Consider the following 19,786-nt stretch of genomic DNA (forward strand, 5'->3'; position numbering starts at 1 on the left):
CACGCGTCGAGTCACAAAGGTCTCTAATGAAACACTTCAGTATTAGTCCGGCCGCCATGATTGGCTCGCTGGTACGCAACCGGAACCTGGTTTTAGAACTCGCTTGGCGGGAAACCGTGGGCCGTTACAAGGGATCCGTCATGGGCGTGTTGTGGTCGCTCATCATCCCGCTATTGATGCTGGGCATCTACACCTTCGTCTTCAGCGAAATCTTTGTATCGCGTTGGGGGGCTACTGTCGCGCCTTCCAAGGCCACATTCGCCGTCATCTTGTTCGCGGGCCTCATCATCTTCAACGTATTCAGCGAGTGTCTGGTGAAGGCGCCCAATGTGGTGCTGTCAAATGTCAACTTCGTGAAAAAGGTAATTTTTCCGCTCGAAATTTTGCCGTGCGTGACGGTGCTGTCCGCACTGTTCCATGCGGTGGTCAGCGTCGGCGTGCTGCTGGTCTTTGAATGGATCAGCATGGGCTCGGTGCCGGCGACTGCGCTCTTTGCACCGGTGGTGATGGTCCCCGTCGTGTTGCTGTTGCTCGGACTGACCTGGGGCCTTGCCGCGATCGGGGTGTACCTGCGAGACGTGGGGCAGACCGTCGGTATCGTCGTCACCGGCCTGATGTTCGTTTCGCCTATTTTCTTTCCGGTAAGCTCGTTTCCCGAGCGCTGGCGCATCCTGGCGGACCTCAACCCACTGACGTTCCCCATCGAGCAGATGCGAAGTGTGCTGGTGATCGGCAGCCCGCTGGAGTGGGACGGATGGTTGCGTTATTTGGCCTTCACGGCCGCGGTGGCCTGGATCGGTTTCGCCGCGTTCCAGAAATCTCGGAGGGGGTTCGCCGATGTCGTCTGATCTGGCAATCCGAGTTTCCCACCTGAGCAAGGTATTCCGTACCTACGAACGTCCGAAGGACAGGCTGATGGAAGGTCTGTACGGCCTTGCCGCTCGGACTTGCCCCGTTCCAGCGCTGAAGGCAAAACTGCGCGGCCGCGCCGAGAAGTGCTCGCGCAAGTTCTGGGCGCTGAACGACGTGTCCTTCGAAATCCCTCGCGGTCAAACCGTTGGCATCGTCGGCCGAAACGGTTCAGGCAAGAGCACGTTGCTCCAGATCATCTGTGGCACGCTCGCGCCTACCGCCGGAGAGGCCGAATTCAGCGGCAGGGTGGCCGCGCTACTGGAACTGGGCTCCGGCTTCAATCCCGAGTTCACGGGCCGCGAGAACGTGTTCCTCAACGGCCAACTGTACGGTCTGACACGCAAGCAGATCGAGGAGCGATTCGACCAGATCGTTGCCTTCGCCGATATTGGTGACTTTGTCGGACAGCCAGTCAAGACGTATTCCAGCGGCATGCTGGTGCGGTTGGCTTTCGCTGTCATCGCGCACGTCGATGCGGACGTACTGATTGTCGATGAGGCGCTGGCTGTTGGGGATGCGTTCTTCACCCAGAAGTGCATGCGCTTCCTGCGCAAGTTCATGGAGACCGGCACCATTCTGTTCGTCAGTCACGATACGGCGTCGGTCAAGAGCCTGTGTTCGCATGCGATCTGGCTCGAGCATGGCCAGGTGCTCATGGCGGGCGCTCCCAAGGACGTTTGCGACGCCTACCTTGAAGCCTTCTACGAGGCCCAACAGGGCAAGAGTACGACCACACGGCTAAAGGTGCAGGCTAAGCCGCAGACGCCGGCGGAGGAAACGCGCGACCAGCGACTCAAGTTCGTCAACCAGACGACCTTGCGCAACGATCTGCAATTGTTCGAGTTTGATCCGAATGCCAGCTCGTTCGGCCTCGGCGATGCCCAAATCACAGACGTGCGCTTCTTTGACGAGGACGGTGCACCTCTGTCATGGGTCGTCGGCGGCGAGACGGTTGTCATTTCTATTACCGCCGTTGCACACAAGCCGCTGCAATCGCCAATCATCGGCTTCTATGTGAAGGACCGGTTGGGCCAGACACTGTTCGGCGACAACACCTATTTCACTTATCACGACGCCGCGGTGCAATGCGCGGCGGGCGGCGAACTCGAGGCGCGCTTCCACTTCCAGATGCCAATCCTCCCGAAGGGGGATTACTCGATCTGCGTGGCGATCGCCCAAGGTACGCAGGATGTCCATACGCAATTGCATTGGATTCACGATGCACTGCTCTTCACGTCGTCGTCGTCGAGCGTGTCCACCGGTCTGGTGGGCATCCCGATGCGCCATATAGAGATGGCCGCCAGGCCCGCGTGCCCCGACGTTCCCGCGGACGTGGAGCCGCTGCGCGTCCAGCGCTGACCGAACTTTCATACTGACACATGCATTCGTTCAACCCCCTGCAATTTCCTGGAAGCTTCGATCGGCCCATCTACCTGTCGGGAAAGAGCGCGTGGATCGAGCACATACCATTCGCGTTCGCGCTCATAGAAATGCTGAAGCCACGCGTGCTGGTCGAGCTGGGCACGCACTATGGCGATTCGTACTGCGCGTTCTGTCAGGCCATCAAGCAGCAACGTTTGGAATCTCGCGCGTTCGCTGTCGATACGTGGCAGGGCGACGAACACGCCGGCTTTTATGGGAATCAGGTGCTTGGACAGGTGCGGCAGGCCCACGACGCTGAGTACAGCTATTTCTCGCGTCTGGTGCAGGCCACGTTCGATGAGGCAGCTGCGAACTTCGGACCCGATAGCATCGACCTTTTGCATATCGATGGTCTGCACAGCTACGAAGCCGTCAAACATGACTTCCTGACGTGGAAAGACAAGCTGTCCGAAAGGGCGGTGGTCTTGTTCCATGACACGAATGTCCGCGAGCGCGACTTTGGCGTGTGGAAACTGTGGGAAGAACTGTCGGCTCAGTATCCGCACTTCGAGTTTGCGCACGGTCACGGGCTGGGTGTGCTGGCAGTAGGCCCGCAGGCCCGCACCCTGATTGCGCCATTGGTCGATGCCGACGCCGAAGGGCGGACCCGCATCGCCAAGTTTTTCGCTGAACTCGGCTATCGGCTTACCCGAGAGCAGCAGCTCGAGGCCGGCATGGCGGCGCAGCAAAGCCAGATCGGGGAAGTGCACAACGCGTTGAACGCCTCGGAGGCGCGCAATAGAGAGCTGGAGAACCGCATCAGGGAACTGGATGCGAGCATTCACGACCTGGATGAAGCTTTGACCGGGCGTCAGCACGAGATCGAAGTCGTCGCGCAGCATGCGGAAGAGGTTATTGCGGAACAGCGTCGGGAAATGGACGAGCATGACCATGAACTTCACGATCAGGTCAACGCTCTGCAGGCTGAGTTGGACGGTGCGAATCGCCGGCTGCATGAAATCTATTCGTCGCGAATCTGGCGCTTGACGTTCCCCTGGCGGGCGTTGGGTCACTACTCGAGGACTTACCGCAACCGCGCGCGCAAGGTTCTTGCGGCGAAGGAGGCGATGGGCGGCTGGGATAAGCTGGGTCATGCCGCCTATCGCGTGCTCCGCACCGAAGGTGCGGGGGGGCTTTTCAGGAAGGCCCGCAGCTTCGGCAATGCCGCATACGCGACAGCCGCAGGTTTCGACCCGATTGCGCTGCGCACGAAAGCAGCGCTGGAAGAAATCGCGAGCCGCTTGGCGGGTCCCGCGGCCCAGACGACCGAGGTCGTTGCCGGCCCCCGGATCTCGATCTTGATGCCGGTGTACAAAGTGCCGGTGAAGCTGCTGAAGGCCGCTATCGACTCGGTGTTGGCGCAGAACTATGCCGATTGGGAGTTGTGCATCGCGGATGACAAGTCGGATGACCACGAGATCGCGTCGGTGCTGCGAGCCTACGCCAACGCCGACCGGCGAATCAAGGTCGTGTTTTCAGAGGTCAACGGTGGCATTTCGCACGCCACCAATCTGGCGCTGCAACAGGCTACCGGCGAATTCGTCGGTCTGCTCGACAACGACGATGTGCTGACCAACGATGCGTTGTGGGCGGTCGCGCGCAAGCTGGCTGAGGATCCGGCCATTGACGTGGTCTATTCCGACGAGTGCAAGACCGACGAGGCTGGGCGGCCGGTGGAGATTTTCACCAAGCCAGACTGGGATCCGATGCTGTTGCTCAACTGCATGTACATCGGCCACTTCGGTGTTTATCGCAAATCGCTGGTTGAAGCTGTCGGTGGGTTCCGTTCGCAGTTCGATTTCTCGCAGGACTATGACCTGGCGCTGCGCGTGACGGAAAGGGCCAGACGCGTCGCCCACATCGAGCGCGTCTTGTACGGCTGGAGAATGATCGCCTCGTCCGCAGCAGCGGGTGGCAAACCGCACGCGCGCGTCACGAATCTCGCCGCACTGCAGGATGCCATCGATCGGAGGGGGTGGAACGGCAGAGCCGAGGCGCTGCCGACGGCAAACCGCGCGCACCGGGACCCCGCTCAATTTACCCAACTGGTCTCGGTGATCGTGCCCTCGGACAACCAGGCCAATATCGAAGCCACCATTGAATCTCTGGGAGAGTCGACCTACCGGAATTTCGAGACGATCATCGTCACGAATTCACGTATTGTCGAGGCGCTGCGGGGCAAGGTGGATCCCACGCGCGTGCGTTTCGCGCCGTACGACAAGCCGTACAATTTTTCCGACAAGTGCAATGCGGGCGCGAAGATCGCTACCGGCGCATTCTTCGTCTTCTTCAACGACGATGTGCGGGTGATTTCGCCGGACTGGATTGAATCGACGCTCGAATATCTGACCCTTGACCGAGTAGGCGTCGTGGGTCCCAAGCTGTTGTACGAGAATGGAACGATCCAGCATGCCGGCATGGTAACCGGCGTCCGGCGCCTGGTCGGCACGGCATTCCACGCGCTGCCGGATGACACCGCGAAGCACTATCAATTCGCACAATCGGTACGGCAGGTTTCGCTGATCTGCGGCGCATGCCTCGCGATCCGCGCCGACGTATTCGGCGCCATTGGAGGCTTCGATGCCGTTGACGCGCCTATCAACCATTCCGACGTAGACCTCTGCTTCAAGGTCCGCGAGGCCGGTTACGAGTGCGTCTACACGCCGCACGCCAAGCTGCTTCACATCGGCCACATGTCCATCGGCGCCATGGAGAAGGCCCAGAAGAAGGCGGCGACCCGGCGCAAGGACAAGGCGGACATTTATCTGTTGCGTCGCTGGTCCGCCATGCTCGCGCGCGATCCGTACTTCACGAAGGCCATGCGGGAACTGCTGTTCCACGACTCGCCGGACCACTACGAGGTTTTCGCCGCCGAAAGGCCATACCAAGGCAACGGCAAGGACGTCCTGCTGGTGTCGCACGATCTCAGTGAAAGCGGCGCGCCTCGCGTGGTTCTCGAGGTTGCGCAGTCGTTGAAGGCGTCCGGTCATTTCGTCGTGGTTGTCTCGCCGGAGGACGGGCCGATGCGCCGCGCTTTCCAGCAGCTGGGGATCACGGTGATCGTCGACGCGCTGGTGCTCCGCCAACATCCGTCCGTGCTGGATTTCGCGCGCAATTTCGATGCAGTGATCGCCAACACCGCGGTGTCCTTTCCACTGGTGGAGCAGGTGGCTCCCGTTACGGACGTTTACTGGTACATCCACGAGACCAGCCTGGTGGCCCAACTGTCCCGCGAGCATTCCGGTTTCGACGCCGCAATGAAAAGTGCGAAGGCGGTGTGGGCCGGTAGCCAGCGCGCCGCGGAGCCGCTGACCGCGCTGCGTCCGGACGTCAGAGTCATCGAGTACGGGCTGGATCCGCTGGCGCTTCCCCGGGCCAGCAATGGTGCAGGCGACGACCCGGTGGTGATCAGCGTGTTCGGTTCCTATGAACCGCGCAAGGGCCAGGATCTGATGGTGGAGGCGATCCGCCTGTTGAAACCCGAGCGCCGGGCCCAATGCTCGTTCCGCTTTTTTGGCCGTGTATTGCATGACTCGTTTTTCAAGGTCGTACATAGTCGCGCCAAGGACATTCCTCAGATCACGCTTGGGAAGGAGTTGGGATTCGAAAGCTATGTGACCGAACTGGGCGAATCCGATCTCGTGGTCGTGCCGTCTCGCGATGACACGCTGCCGCTTGTGTCGCTGCACGCGCTGTCGGCGGGCAAGCCCCTGATGTGCACATTGTCGACCGGGACGTCCAAGTATATTGAAGATATGGAGTCGGGCTTCATCATTCCGGCCGACTCGGCTGAAGCCATTGCGAGGACGCTGGAGTCGTCGTTGGCACGGCGGGATAGCTGGAACGCCATCGGGCACCGCGGGCAGCAGGTCTTTCAGCAATGCTTCTCGCGCGAGACCTTTACCAATACGATCGTTGCGGCAACGGGCGAGTCGCTGACACCAGCGCCATGACGCGGAGGGGAACCATGACCCAGGTTGCAGTCATCGGTGGTAGTGGCTTCATCGGCAAGCCTCTGGTGCGGCAGCTAGCGGAGGCCGGATGCCGGGTGCATGCGCTCGGCATTACTCCGGCGGATTGCGCCGATGCCGATCAGCAGGGCGACGCCGTGCGATGGTTCTGCGGCGACTTCCAGGACGAGGCATTGGTGCGCTCCGTGATGGAAGGCGCTGACACCGTGTTTCACCTCGTTTCGACGACACTGCCGCGCTCCTCGAACGAGGATCCCGTCTATGACATCACCTCTAACGTCGGCGGCACACTGAAACTGTTGCGCGTGGCAGTGGAATGCCGGGTCCGCAAGGTGGTCTTCCTGTCGTCAGGCGGGACGATCTACGGTCCGCCGCAGTTCCTTCCAATAACCGAAGATCACCCGCTCGAGCCTAACTGCTCGTATGGCGTGGGCAAGATGGCGATCGAGAAGTATCTGCAGCTCTTTCATACCCAGCATGGGCTTGAGTATGCGGTGGTGCGTTTGTCCAATCCCTTCGGTGCCGGACAACCCCTAGATCGGGCGCAGGGCGCGGTCTCGGTCTTCCTGGACCGCATTCTGCGCAAGGTGCCGATCGAGATCTGGGGGGACGGCTCGGTCGTGCGCGACTACATCTATATCTCCGATGCGGTCGACGGTATCGTGGCCGCCGCCCGCTACGAGGGTGGACGCGGGATTTACAACATCGGCTCCGGCGTGGGGCACTCGTTGAACGAAGTCATCGCCGAAATCGAACGGGTTTCGGGGGAGAAGGCAACGGTGGTGTACCAGCCGGCACGCGTGTTCGACGTGCCGATCAACGTCTTGTCGATCGCCCGGGCGCAGCAGGAACTTGGGTTTGCGCCACGCGTGCCGTTTCGCGAGGGCATTCGCAAGACCCTGGAGTGGTTGCGCGGATGACCGCTGATCCGCCAGGCATGATGGGCGTGACTTTCCCTTCTGCGATGCCGTCGGTATGCGCGGTCATCGTGAGCTATCGCCCGCAGGTCGCGCATGTTGCCGCTTGCGTGGCGCGCCTGCGCGAGTCCGGCAACGGCGTCGTCATTGTCGACAATGGCAGTGACGCGACAACGCTGGCCGCGTTGGACGCTATCGCTGTAGGCCCGTATGAGCGCGTCTTGCCCATGGGGTCGAACGTCGGAATCGGCGCAGCGCAGAATGCCGGCATTCGCGATGCATTGGCGACGGGGTTTCGCTTCGTGATGTTGTTGGACCAAGACAGTCTTCCGGACGAGAACATGGCCGAGCGTCTGCTTGCGGCCCGCCATAGCCTTGTTCAGGCGGGCCGGCGCGTTGCGGCGGTTGGCCCCGTCACTGTCGACTCGCGCACCGGGGTGCGCGGCGCCTTCGTATGCTTCGACGGCATTCGGATAGGGCGGCGCCAGTGCACATGTGGACAGCCGGCTGTCCAGGCGGATTTTCTGATTGCCTCCGGCATGTTGATATCCGCGGATGTGTTCGAGGCGGTAGGCGGCATGAGTGAAGATATGTTCATCGATCATGTCGATACGGAATGGTGCCTGCGGGCGCGCAGCAAAGGCTATGCACTCTTCGGTGTCTGCGATGCATTGTTGCGGCATACGCTGGGAGACAGTGTAGTCCGCGTATGGATGGGCCGCTGGCGCGAAGTATCCGTGCATGCGCCGGCGCGTAATTACTATGTATTCCGAAATACCATCCTGATGCTTCGCAGGACGCCGATGCCATTTGCCTGGAGAGTCGCGCATGTGTTGCGGCTGGCGCAGTTCTTTGTTTTCTTCGGAGTGATCGGGTCGAGCCGCTCGGCACGCCTGCGATACATGCTGCGAGGCATCGCGGACGGGCTCCGGAACAGGGGAGGCCCGATTCATGCATGAGATCGGCGCGGCCCAGCCCCAACTTTCCGTCTCCATCGTCAGCCACGGCCAGGGCGATCTGGTGATGCCTTTGCTGGAGCAGCTGATCACGCTGTCTAGCGAGACTCCGCTGGAGATTCTGCTCACGGACAACGTGCTTGCACGTCCCACCCATTTGCCAGCCACGTGGGCGGAGCACGTCCGCGTGTTGCGCAACGCTTCGCCTCTCGGTTTCGGCGCCAACCACAACAAGGCCTTCGCGGAATCACGGGCGCCGTTTTTTTGCATTCTGAATCCCGATATCCGCCTTCACGATCACAGCCTGCTCGCCTTGCTGCAATGCCTTGAACGGAAGCCCGGAGTGGCGGGGCCCAAGGTGATTGCGTCGGACGGCTGCCTGGAGGACAGCGCGCGCAAGGTGCCTGGCGTGCTGCGCCTGGCTTGGCGGACGCTCTCCGGGCGGCGCCGCGCCGACTACAATGCATCTGTTTCCGAACAGTCCGTCGACTGGGTGGCCGGGATGTGCCTGATGTTCGATCGCGACTCCTTCGTTGCGGTGGGCGGATTCACGGAAGACTACAGGCTGTATTGCGAAGACGTCGACGTATGCATACGCATGCATCTCTCCGGGCGTGCGGTGTCATGGGTGCAATCCAGTACGGTAATCCACGACGCGCAAAGAGACAGCCATCGAAGCCTGCGCTATCTCGGATGGCATCTCAGCAGTCTTCTGCGGCTGTTCACGTCGAAACCTTACTGGAAATATCGGCTCAGCATGCCACATTGAGCCCACATTTTCGACGGACTTAAATGGCACCCGCGCGTAGAGGCAGCAGGCGCTGCCCTCGTTGCAAATTTTTGGGAAGGAGAGCGCTACTGGCGCCGCGATAACGATGAGACAAAGAAACGATCTGATGGCCGGGCGCCCCGGCGGCTGCCAGTTGCGGCGCCATGCTGCTCCCGATGTCGCTCCCTCATGCTTTGGGAACCACCGTGTCTGATCACTACGCCATCATCCTCTGCGGCGGCTCAGGCACGCGTCTGTGGCCGTTGTCGCGCGCACAACGCCCGAAACATCTCCTGTGCCTGAACGGCGAGAAAAGCTTGCTTCAGCAGACGGCACGGCGGCTGCTGCAGCATGTTTCCGCCCGCAACATACTGACGGTCACGCACGAAGATCAGAAGTTCGAAGTCAAGGGGCAGTTGGGGGAAGTGTCGCCGGATCTGCCGGCCTCGGTCTTGTGTGAGCCGGCGGCATGCAATACGTTGCCGGCCATTGCCCGAGCTGTCGCACAGGTGCACGCCCGTGATCCCGAAGGGCTGATCGGCGTGTTTCCGTCCGATCATGCCATTCAGGACGACGACAGCTTTCTTTCGTGCTGGAGAGCGGCCGAGGCAAGCGCCCGCCAAGGCTTCCTGACGCTGCTTGGGATCACCCCAACCGAGCCGGCAACCGGCTACGGCTATATCCGTTGCGGCGAGGTGCTGCAGGTAGAGGGCGACCGTGACATCCGCAAGGTGCGGGAGTTCGTGGAGAAGCCCGACCGTTCCACCGCAGAACGTTTCGTCGCCGACGGGTACCTGTGGAATGGCGGTATCTTTGTATTCCGGGCGCGCGAATTCATGGCGCTTCTCGAGCGACACCAACCCGAGCTGCACTCGTTGATTGCCAGCCTCGACGACACCAATGTCGCCGACGTCTACGATCGCCTGCCGAAAGTGTCAATCGACTATGGGCTCGCGGAAAAGGCCGAGAACGTCGCAGTAGTGCCGGCCAACTTTGGCTGGAGCGACCTGGGTAGCTGGGACTCGATCTACCAGACGCACGAAAAGGATGCCGCAGGGAATACCGCTCGCGGCGACGTAATGCTGATGGATACGCGCGACAGCATCGTATGGAGTTCGCGCGGCGTGCTTGCGGCGGTGGGGCTGCGCGATGTCGCCGTGATCCAGACCGACGATGCCACGCTGGTCTGCGATCGGTCCCGGACGGAAGACGTCAAGCATCTGGTTGCGGATCTGAGTCGCAGTTTTCCTGCCGTGACCGAATGTCACCTGACGGTACACCGCCCGTGGGGAACTTATACCGTGCTGGAGGAAGGGCCGAACTTCAAGATCAAACGCATCGTTGTAAACCCTGGCGCTAAGCTTTCCATGCAGATGCACCGGCATCGTTCGGAACATTGGGTCGTAATTGCCGGAATTGCAGAAATTACGAATGGGGAAACGACGAGCTCATTGCGGGAAAATGAGTCGACCTATATCCCGAAAAACACGCGACATCGGCTGGAAAACCACCAGTCGGTAGCGCTGCAAATAATAGAAGTGCAGTGCGGCGATTATGTTGGCGAGGATGATATTATCCGCTTCGAAGATACCTACGGAAGGACGAACTGAGCGATGACTAAAGTTGCACTCATTACCGGTGTCACGGGCCAGGATGGCGCCTATCTCGCCGAATTTCTGCTCGGCAAGGGCTATGAGGTCCACGGCATCAAGCGGCGCGCGTCGTCGTTCAATACCGATCGCATCGACCATCTCTATCAAGACCCGCATATGAGCGGGCGCAATTTCATCCTTCATTATGGCGACATGACGGATTCGTCGAGCCTGATCCGCATCATCCAGCAGGTCCAGCCCGACGAAATCTACAACCTCGCGGCACAGAGCCATGTCGCCGTCTCGTTCGAAGAGCCCGAGTACACCGCCAATTCCGACGCACTTGGTGCACTGCGGGTGCTGGAAGCGATCCGCATTCTTGGGCTCGAAAAGAAGACGCGTTTTTATCAGGCTTCCACGTCGGAATTGTACGGACTGGTTCAGGAGATTCCGCAGAAAGAAACCACGCCGTTCTATCCACGTTCGCCCTATGCGGTGGCTAAACTCTACGCGTACTGGATCACGGTGAATTACCGCGAAGCCTATGGCATGTACGCCTGTAACGGCATCCTTTTCAATCACGAATCGCCGATCCGTGGCGAGACGTTCGTCACGCGCAAGATTACCCGGGCGCTCGCCCGCATCAATCTCGGGCTGCAGGACTGCCTGTACCTCGGCAACCTCGATTCACGCCGTGACTGGGGACATGCCCGTGACTACGTCGAAATGCAGTGGCTGATGCTGCAGCAGGACAAGCCCGAGGATTTCGTCATTGCCACTGGCGTGCAGTACAGCGTGCGGGATTTCGTCGACGCCGCGGCGGAGGAACTGGGCATGCAGATCCGCTGGGAGGGCGAAGGCGTGGACGAGAAAGGTTACGACACCGACAACAAGTGCATCGTCGCTGTCGACCCGCGCTACTTCCGGCCCACCGAGGTGGAAACGTTGCTTGGCGATCCGAGCAAGGCTCGGGAGAAGCTTGGCTGGACGCCGCGGACCAGCTTCAAGGAACTGGTCGCCGAGATGGTTCGTGAGGACTTGAGCGCAGCCCAGCGCGACGAGCTTGTCAAGAACCATGGTTTCCGCACGTTCGACCGCCACGAATGACACTGCCTCGCCATGCATACCGATAGCAAAATCTACGTTGCGGGACATCGCGGTCTGGTGGGCTCGGCACTGATGCGCGGACTGAAGCGGCAGGGCTTCCGTAACCTGGTTACGCGGACTCATGCGGAACTCGATCTGACGGATCAGCGTGCCGTCGCGGCTTTTTTCGAGAGGGAGAAGCCGGAGTATGTTTTCCTGGCCGCCGCCAAAGTCGGCGGAATCCAGGCCAATAACGTTTATCCCGCAGACTTCATCGATCAGAACCTCGCGATCCAGAATAACGTGATCCACCAGGCGTGGCGCAACGGCGTGCGGCGCCTGCTATTCCTCGGTTCGTCATGCATCTACCCCAAGGAATGTCCCCAGCCGATTCGCGAGGACTATTTCCTTACCGGGGCGCTGGAACCGACGAACCGCCCCTATGCGCTGGCCAAGATCGCGGGTGTGGAAACGTGCTGGGCGTACAACCGCCAGTACGGCACTCAGTATCTGGCCGTCATGCCCACAAATCTGTTCGGGCCGGGCGACAACTACGACCTTGCCAACTCGCATGTCCTTCCAGCGCTGATCCGGAAGTTTCATGAAGCGAGGTCGTCCGGTGCGCCGTCGGTGATGGTCTGGGGTTCCGGCACGCCGCGCCGCGAGTTCCTCTACAGCGATGACATGGCGGATGCCTGTGTTTTCCTGATGCGACTGGACGACACCCGGTTCGTGCCGCTTCTCGCCGCCGATCGCAACGATGGCATGCCACCGATTATCAATGTGGGAACCGGAAGCGATCTGAGCATCCTCGAGCTGGCCGAGATGGTCGCGTCCATCGTTGGATACCGCGGCACCATCGAACTGGATCGAACCAAGCCGGATGGCACCATGCGCAAGCTGTTGTCGGTTGATCGGCTGCATGAACTGGGCTGGCGGCATCAGATGGAGCTACGGGAAGGCATCGAAGCCGCGTATCGGGACTATCAGGACTATCTGGCCGCCGATGGGCGCAGCCAACCGCATCAGGACCAACGTTGAAACACTACCAGTACATTGTGCTCGGCGCAGGGCCGAGCGGACTTACCTACGCGCACTCGCTGATCGATAACGGCGTGCCACGCGACCAGATCCTGGTCATCGAGAAGGAAGCCATTGCCGGCGGCCTGTGCCGTTCCCAGGATGTCGATGGTGCGCCGCTGGATATCGGTGGCGGCCACTTCCTCGACGTGCGCCGCAAGGAAGTGCTCGAGTTTTTGTTCCGCTTCATGCCAGAGGAAGAGTGGAACCTGTTCCAGCGGGTGTCGCGCATCCGCTTGCGCGGTCAGGAAATCGACCATCCGCTCGAGGCGAACCTTTGGCAGTTCTCGAAGGAAGACCAGGTTGACTATCTCGAGTCGATCGCGCAGGCCGGATGCGTACGCGGCGAGCCCATGCCGACCGCGTTTGCGGACTGGGTCGTCTGGAAATTCGGTAGCCGTATCGCCGAAGAATACATGCTGCCGTACAACCGCAAGATCTGGTCAATGGACCCGAACCGCCTCGGCACCTATTGGCTCTACAAGCTGCCCGACGTGTCGTTCCGCGAGACGTTGCGCAGCTGCCTGGAAGGGCGACCGTTCGGCGCGCTGCCCGCGCACGGCACCTTCCTATATCCGAAAGCCTACGGCTACGGAGAAGTGTGGCGCCGGATGGGTGAAGCGCTCGGCCAAAGCCTCGTGTCGTCGTGTCAGGTGGAGACCATCGATCTCGCCACCCGGTCGGTCAACGGTCAATGGAGTGCCGATACCATCGTCAATACCATTCCGTGGACGCTGTGGCCAAAATTCACCGCGGTCCCGATCGAGATTCAAAAGCATATCGAGCAGCTTCATAACGTTGCTATCGATGTGGACTACGTGCCCGAGACGCTCGACAATCCATCGCACTGGATCTACGAGCCAGACGAGGCGATGCCGCATCACAGGTTGCTGCTTCGCTCCAATTTCACGGCGGGCGGAAAGGGCTACTGGACCGAAACCAATGCCGCGCGCTCTCCCGCACAAGCGGCAGGATTCCGTCATCGCAACGAGTTCGCCTATCCGGTCAACACGCTGGAGAAGCCGCAGGCCGTCGAAGCCATCACGGCATGGGCGCGAACCCAGGGCATCGTCGGGGCCGGCCGCTGGGGACGCTGGGAACATATGAACTCGGACGTGGCCGTGGCGGAAGCCTTGGCGGCGGTATCCCGGCATGCGGCCACGGGAGCGTGGGCATGAGGGTGTCGTTGTGTCTGATCGTCTGGAATGAACTGGAAGGCTGCAAGATCGACGTACCGCAATTGCCCCGCGACCATTTCGACGAGGTCTATGCCGTCGACGGCGGTAGCACCGACGGTACCGTGGAATACCTCGAGTCCCAGGGCATTCCGGTCTACAAACAGCCGAAGCGCGGGTTAAACGCGGCCTACGTGCACGCGAACGACGTATCGACGGCCGATGCCGTGGTGGTGTTCTTTCCCAAGGCCACCACGCCAGTGGATCATGTATTGAAGTTTCGGCCCTTGTTCGAGCAGGGTTACGAGCTTGTCGTGGCCAGCCGCCAGATTCCTGGTTCGACCAATGAGGAAGACAGCCATTTGTTCCGTCCGCGCAAGTGGGCCGTGGGCGGTCTGGCAATGCTGGCGAGCCTCCTTTGGCGGCGCGAGGGGAACCGCGTCTGGGATGTGCTGCATGGATTCAAGGGGTGGACGCGTCCGGCATTCGCCCGCATGAAAGTCCTTGATACCGGTCTGTCGATCGATATCGAGATGGTGGTGCGCTCGTACAAGCTACGTATTCCGCGAGTCGAATTCCCCACGCAGGAGACGGCACGGCAGTTTGGCGCGACGCATTTCAAGATCTGGCCGACGGGCAAGCGGTTGCTGGCGTATCTCTGGTTCGAGGCGCGACGCAATGGCTGAGAAGGCAGTGCTGCCGGAAAGGCGGTCGCTGCCGATGCGGCTGCTTGGGTCTCCGTTGTTGAAGATCGGTATCGCCGTTGCGGTGATCTGGGGCTTGGTCGCATTCAACCGGATCGACGTGCGCGTCTTCGTGCGGCTGACCGAAAACTGGCAATGGCTGTTGCTCGCCTTCCTGCTGATGCTGCCGCCGTATGTCATCGTTTCTTACCGATTCTGGACGTTGCTGCGCAATCAGCATATCGATGTCGGTTTCGGTCTGGCAATGCGCTGGACGATGATTGGTTCGTTCTTCGATATCGTCATGCCCAGCAATTCGGGGGGCGATGTGGTGAAGGCGGGCTATATCGTCAAATATCTTGGCCCGGGCATGCGCACCAAGGGTATTGTCGCGGTGGTCTTCGATCGCGTTCTTGGGCTGCTTGGGCTCTTTTTGCTGGCTGGGCTCGCATGCCTGGGCGGTTGGGGCATTGTGCGCACCTTGCCCAACGGCGACGAGTTGGTGCTCTTCATCGGCTTGATTTGCGTAGGCTCGCTCGGGTTCTTCCGCATCATGGGCGCGCGGCGGCTGTATGGCAATGCGCGCATTCGATCAGCGCTTGTCGCGCTGCCCGGCGGGCAGAAGATCATCAGCATGATTGGCTGCTTCAACCTGTTGCGGGAAAAGCCGTCTGACCTGTTCAGGGTGCTGGCGCTGTCGGTGCTCAATCATGTCTTCTGGTGTGCCGCGTTGCTGTGCATTTGCATCGCTTTTGGTCAGGATATCGGTTTGCTCAAGGGCTTCGCCGTGTTTCCCATCGCGATCTTCAGCAATACGTTCGGCTTCGCCGGCGGTTTCGGCATAGGCACGGCCGCTTTCGACCTGCTGTTCGCGCGCTTGCTCGACGTCAATGTCGGCGCCAGCATCGGCCTTGCCTTCCAGATACTTAGTGTGATTTCGCGGCTGTCCGGCCTTCCGTTTTATCTGCTCTCCAAGCCGCAATCGGGCGACTGAGATCGCCTCGACCGGCTCAATGTTCCCATGAAAAGCCTGTTGTCCCGCGGCCCGTGGCCGTACACCGACGAGAGTGCCGGCGCTTTCCTGTGCCGGCGGGCTTCGCTTCTGCTCGCGTCGCTGGTGATTGCCGCGTGGTGCGCCTATGGCGCCTACCAGCGGATGGACCGCCCGCAGGCTTATTCGGAACTGATCGTCGGCAATATCGCATGGTCGCTGTCCAACAAGTATCACGACTACGCGGCGCTGTTTGCCTTTGTCTTCGGAACCCTGGCGAGTTTCGTGCTGCTGTGTGCTCTGTCCGCGCGGGTGGCGCGCCAGATCGGATCTCTGGCGGAGGCACGGTTCCAGGACTTTCTGGCGATGACCGCCGCTCCGGCGGGGCTCTGGCTTGCCGGCCTGCTGACGACGCGGGACACCGACCTTCGAAACTTGGCGGTGGCCGGAGCGCTGGCAGGGATGGCCGCCGTGTTCGCCTTCGTATTGCAAATGCGCGGGCACGCCTTCTGGCAACAGGATGAAGCGAGGTTTGCGCGCATTCTGCAGAAGTCGGTGTTGGCGTTGGCAGTCATCGGATTTGGCGTAGCAGCCGTGGGCCTGCTGGTCAGCCGCGGCGGACTTGTCTTTCCCTTCCCCGAGGTGCGCGCGGACCGAGTGTACTTCCTCGCGGTGCGCGCCATGGTGGTTGGCGCAATCGCCGTGATTGCGCTGGTGCTGACCAGCCGAACGGCTGCCGCGCTGGAGAGTCGCCTGGATACGCTGATCCTTGGATCGCAGGTGGTATATCCGGCCTATTTCATGATGTTGATTCCGGTGCCCTGGCGTGTCGCTGGCAAGCTTGTGCTCGGATATCCGCTTAGCACGGCTGGGTTTGCCTTCATCGGCATTTGCGTGCTGTTGACGCTGGCTGCGGTGCTCGCCCGCTTCAGGACCGTGCGCCGCGCGGCGGTTCCCATGGCGCCATCCGGACTGCTGGTGCTGCCGGCGGCGATCGGGGTTCTGCTGTTCCTCAAGACTTTCCCGGTGGGTGTGGCGTCGATCAGCCCGGACGATTATCACTTCGGCGAGATGGTGGCGCCCTGGTGGAGTCTGGCGCAACACCATCTCATTCCGTTCTGGGACTACTCTCCCGCGCGCGGTCTGATGAACTATCTGCCGGGGTTGACCGCGACGCTGTTCTTCGACGGCACGGCGGCGACCTACGATGCCGCGGCCCCTTTCCTCTATGTCGCGGTGCTGGCAGTTGCCATGCCCGCGGTCGCAGCCACGATCGGCAGGGGTCCGGCAATCCTTGCGCTGTTTCTTGCTCCGTATATCAACTGGATCAGCGAGATCGATATCGTTGTTACGGCCTTCCTGTGCGTGCTGTGCACCGGGTATCTGCGCTGGACCGCGGTACGCTGGCTGGCTACAGCATGGTGTGCCGCCCTGGCGTTGCTGCTGTATGCGCCAGGCCAGGGCGCGCTGGCGATCGTGTCGGTGACCCCATTGGCGCTTGCCATGCTGTATCGCGCATTCCGCGACGATCGGACGGCGCTGATCCGTATGCTGGTTGCGCTCCTTGCCGTTACCGCGTTGCTGGCATGGCTGACGCCATTCGGGCACATGCTGTTGGGCGCGATCCGATATGGCACCGAGCAATCCGGCGTCAATTCCATTGCCCATGGGGTCAACTGGAGTGCGACGTTCGGCAAGTCCGATGCCAATCCATGGTTGTATGAAGTGGCACGGTGCAGCTGGCTACTTGTCGCGATGCTCGCCGGGGTTCTGCTGTTGCGGCAGATCATGTTGAAGTCGACCGACGGGCGCGCTGCTGCCTTTGCCTTCCTGGTCCCGATCTTCATTCTGATGGTTGTCTTCGTGATCCGGGCCGCCGGACGCATCGACCCGAGCGCTGCCACCCGGCTAGGCATCGCAAGCGTTTGGGGATTGGCGCTGTTGCTACCGATCCTGATTTTTGCCGTCATGCGGCCGCGTGCGCCTGGCGTGGCAGTACTGCTGTGGGTGTCCGCCGCTGGCCTTATCGTGCCGTATTTCGGCGGTTGGGACCGTCACTACTTGCGTGCCTTCGAGCCACTCAACGGTCCGGCGGGATTGCCCGGCTACGTGGAAGGGCGCTCCGTGGGCTTGCCGGAACTGGGCAACGGCGTTGCCGACGGCGGACACCTGGACCGGCTGATCCGCATCCGGCAGACATTGGACAGGGTGCTGGAACCGCACGAGACCTATCTGGACATGACGGGCCGGCATGCCACCTATTTCTATTTCAACCGGCGTCCACCGATCGAAACGGGATCGGTCTATAACCTCGTGACCGAGCGCCAGCAGTTGCGCGCGATAGCCTCGCTGCGGCACGAGCGTCCGCCGGTCGTTCTCATCAGCGCTGACAATATCGTTCACGACGGGGGACCCGCCAGTCTGCGGGCGAACCTGCTGTATCGATTCCTGATGCTGGAGACGGGCTACAAGGTTGTGACGTTCCGTAACTTGGTATGGCTGATGCGTCCCGACCGCGTGGTACGGCTCGCGCCCGAGTGGCATGCGGAGATAAGCGAATTGTCCGATGCGCCGTCGAATCCCGTGAACGCTGTTTTCCGCGTTCCGAACCTGCAGTGGATTCCTGCATCGTGGGGTCGTTCCGCGGCCACGCTGGAGCCGAGAATGCGGACCGTACAGCGTTTGCCGGCAGACGCCACGGCGATATATACCGATGTCGTCCGGGAGCCGGACGGCGCCTATCGCGTAACAGGAGCGGACCCGCACATTACCTTCGATATCTCTAGCTGGGGCCTTGCCGGCCGTCAGGCCGGTATCGTCGGCTTCGACTTCTCTTGCGAAGCTGCTGGTCCGCCACCGGTGATCGAGTTCTACTGGGCGACCGACCGCACAGACGAAAGCGAGGGTACGGTGCTTCGCTTCAACGGTCGGTCCGGGCGTATTCTGGTTCCGGTCGATTCTGCACCGGCATGGTTGCTCGCGAAGCAGATCCGTCGTATCCGTTTCGATGTCGGTTCACCCGAATCCTGTCGGTCGTTCCGGGTCGACAACATTCGGCTGAATCAACGGCCGGGCATTGATGACAAGACCGACTAAGTCGATCCCGGTCGCTCGAACGTGATTGCGCGAATGATGCAATCAAGCAAAACAGGGGCTGCATGTTCAACTTCTTCTGGGTGCCGGCGCTGGCGTTTGTGGTCTGCCTGCTTGGTATTTTTGTGCTACGGCCACTCGCGTCGACGGTAGGCCTGGTCGACCGTCCAAATGCGCGCAAGCGCCACGATGGCGACGTACCGCTGGTGGGCGGCATTGCCATCACCGTGGCGATCTGGGTCGGGGCACTGTTGTTTATGCGTACGCAGGGATATTACGTAGCCCTGCTCGCCGGCCTGACGCTCTTGACCATCACTGGCGTCATGGACGATCTACGTGGCATGTCCCCCATCACGAAGCTCGTTGTGCAGCTGTTCGCCGCCATTCTGATGACGTCCTGGGGCGGCATATATCTCGCTTCCCTTGGTGATCTCGTCGGGCGCCGGGAAATTGAACTGTCCAACTGGGGCATTCCGCTGACGTTGTTCGCAGCCGTTTCCGTCATCAACGCCATGAACATGAGCGATGGGCTGGACGGACTCTGCGGCGGACTGTCCCTGGTGATTTTCGGCTGGTTCGCCTATCTGGCTGGCGAGATGGGAAATCTTCCTGCGCAACGCATGTGCATCATTCTGTGCGGCGCGTTGGTGGGCTTTCTGGTATTCAACATGAAGAACCCCTTCCGTGGGCGGATGCGGGTATTCCTCGGCGACGCCGGCAGCCTCATGCTGGGATTCTGCATCGTGTGGTTCGCGGTCGAGTTATCGCAACGTCAGTACAACAACGGCAATCATGTGCCGCCCGTGGTGATGTTGTGGATCCTGGGTTTCGTGCTGATCGACCTCCTGGCGGTCGTCATCCGGCGCACGATGAAGGGAAAAAACCCGCTGGCGGCGGACCGCATGCATTTGCATCATGTACTGCTACGTCTGGGACTGGGCCCCGACTCCATCGTTTGGCTGATGCTCGTTTGCAACGGACTGATGGGGTTGATTGGTGTGTGGGGGTGGAGGGCCGGCCTGTCCGAGCAGACTCTCTTCCTGCTGTTCCTTGCCATCGCGGCTGTTCATCTGGTGGTCATGCGCAACGCCTGGCGCGTGATCCGGGTGGGCCGGAAGTTGCTGCGGCGCTGATAGGAG

At 60.9% G+C, this 19,786-nt stretch carries 14 protein-coding genes; all 14 read left to right on the forward strand.

Going from position 1 to position 19,786, the window contains the following annotated elements; translation table 11 throughout:
• The first annotated feature begins 26 nt into the window (after positions 1-26).
• A complete protein-coding gene (locus LDO27_RS16850) occupies positions 27-848 on the forward strand; it encodes an ABC transporter permease (RefSeq protein ID WP_224042885.1) in 822 nt (273 codons plus the stop codon).
• Positions 838-2,271, forward strand: coding sequence for an ABC transporter ATP-binding protein (locus LDO27_RS16855; RefSeq protein ID WP_224042887.1), 1,434 nt, complete (start codon positions 838-840; stop codon positions 2,269-2,271). The genes LDO27_RS16850 and LDO27_RS16855 overlap by 11 nt, the downstream gene beginning before the upstream one ends.
• 20 nt (positions 2,272-2,291) lie before the next feature.
• Complete coding sequence (locus tag LDO27_RS16860) at positions 2,292-6,287, forward strand: glycosyltransferase (RefSeq protein WP_224042889.1); 3,996 nt, start codon at positions 2,292-2,294, stop codon at positions 6,285-6,287.
• Between the two features lie 14 nt (positions 6,288-6,301).
• Complete coding sequence (locus LDO27_RS16865; RefSeq protein WP_224042891.1) at positions 6,302-7,225, forward strand: NAD-dependent epimerase/dehydratase family protein; 924 nt, start codon at positions 6,302-6,304, stop codon at positions 7,223-7,225.
• Entirely contained in the window at positions 7,222-8,181 is a 960-nt protein-coding gene (locus tag LDO27_RS16870; RefSeq protein ID WP_224042893.1) for a rhamnosyltransferase, read from the forward strand. Before LDO27_RS16865 ends, LDO27_RS16870 begins: the two co-directional genes overlap by 4 nt.
• Entirely contained in the window at positions 8,174-8,947 is a 774-nt protein-coding gene (locus LDO27_RS16875) for a glycosyltransferase (RefSeq protein ID WP_224042895.1), read from the forward strand. Before LDO27_RS16870 ends, LDO27_RS16875 begins: the two co-directional genes overlap by 8 nt.
• Positions 8,948-9,153: 206 nt before the next feature.
• The gene (locus tag LDO27_RS16880) at positions 9,154-10,557 is read left to right on the forward strand and encodes a mannose-1-phosphate guanylyltransferase/mannose-6-phosphate isomerase (protein ID WP_224042896.1); all 1,404 of its coding nucleotides are present in this window, start codon (positions 9,154-9,156) and stop codon (positions 10,555-10,557) included.
• Between the two features lie 3 nt (positions 10,558-10,560).
• Positions 10,561-11,646, forward strand: coding sequence for a GDP-mannose 4,6-dehydratase (gmd, locus tag LDO27_RS16885; RefSeq protein WP_224042905.1), 1,086 nt, complete (start codon positions 10,561-10,563; stop codon positions 11,644-11,646).
• A 12-nt stretch (positions 11,647-11,658) separates the two neighbouring features.
• The gene (locus tag LDO27_RS16890; protein WP_224042907.1) at positions 11,659-12,666 is read left to right on the forward strand and encodes a GDP-L-fucose synthase family protein; all 1,008 of its coding nucleotides are present in this window, start codon (positions 11,659-11,661) and stop codon (positions 12,664-12,666) included.
• Entirely contained in the window at positions 12,663-13,883 is a 1,221-nt protein-coding gene (locus LDO27_RS16895; protein ID WP_224042909.1) for a protoporphyrinogen/coproporphyrinogen oxidase, read from the forward strand. The genes LDO27_RS16890 and LDO27_RS16895 overlap by 4 nt, the downstream gene beginning before the upstream one ends.
• Positions 13,880-14,566 carry a glycosyltransferase gene (locus tag LDO27_RS16900; protein WP_224042911.1) on the forward strand — a complete coding sequence of 229 codons (687 nt, stop codon included), beginning with the start codon at positions 13,880-13,882 and terminating at the stop codon, positions 14,564-14,566. Before LDO27_RS16895 ends, LDO27_RS16900 begins: the two co-directional genes overlap by 4 nt.
• Entirely contained in the window at positions 14,559-15,557 is a 999-nt protein-coding gene (locus LDO27_RS16905; RefSeq protein ID WP_224042913.1) for a lysylphosphatidylglycerol synthase transmembrane domain-containing protein, read from the forward strand. The genes LDO27_RS16900 and LDO27_RS16905 overlap by 8 nt, the downstream gene beginning before the upstream one ends.
• Positions 15,558-15,584: 27 nt before the next feature.
• Positions 15,585-18,650, forward strand: a complete 3,066-nt coding sequence (locus LDO27_RS16910; RefSeq protein ID WP_224042915.1) for a hypothetical protein — start codon at positions 15,585-15,587, stop codon at positions 18,648-18,650.
• Positions 18,651-18,712: 62 nt separating this feature from the next.
• Entirely contained in the window at positions 18,713-19,780 is a 1,068-nt protein-coding gene (locus LDO27_RS16915) for an undecaprenyl/decaprenyl-phosphate alpha-N-acetylglucosaminyl 1-phosphate transferase (RefSeq protein WP_224042916.1), read from the forward strand.
• Positions 19,781-19,786: the final 6 nt, after the last annotated feature.

The sequence above is a fragment of the Cupriavidus respiraculi genome, assembly GCF_914271545.1.
Lineage (GTDB): Bacteria > Pseudomonadota > Gammaproteobacteria > Burkholderiales > Burkholderiaceae > Cupriavidus > Cupriavidus respiraculi.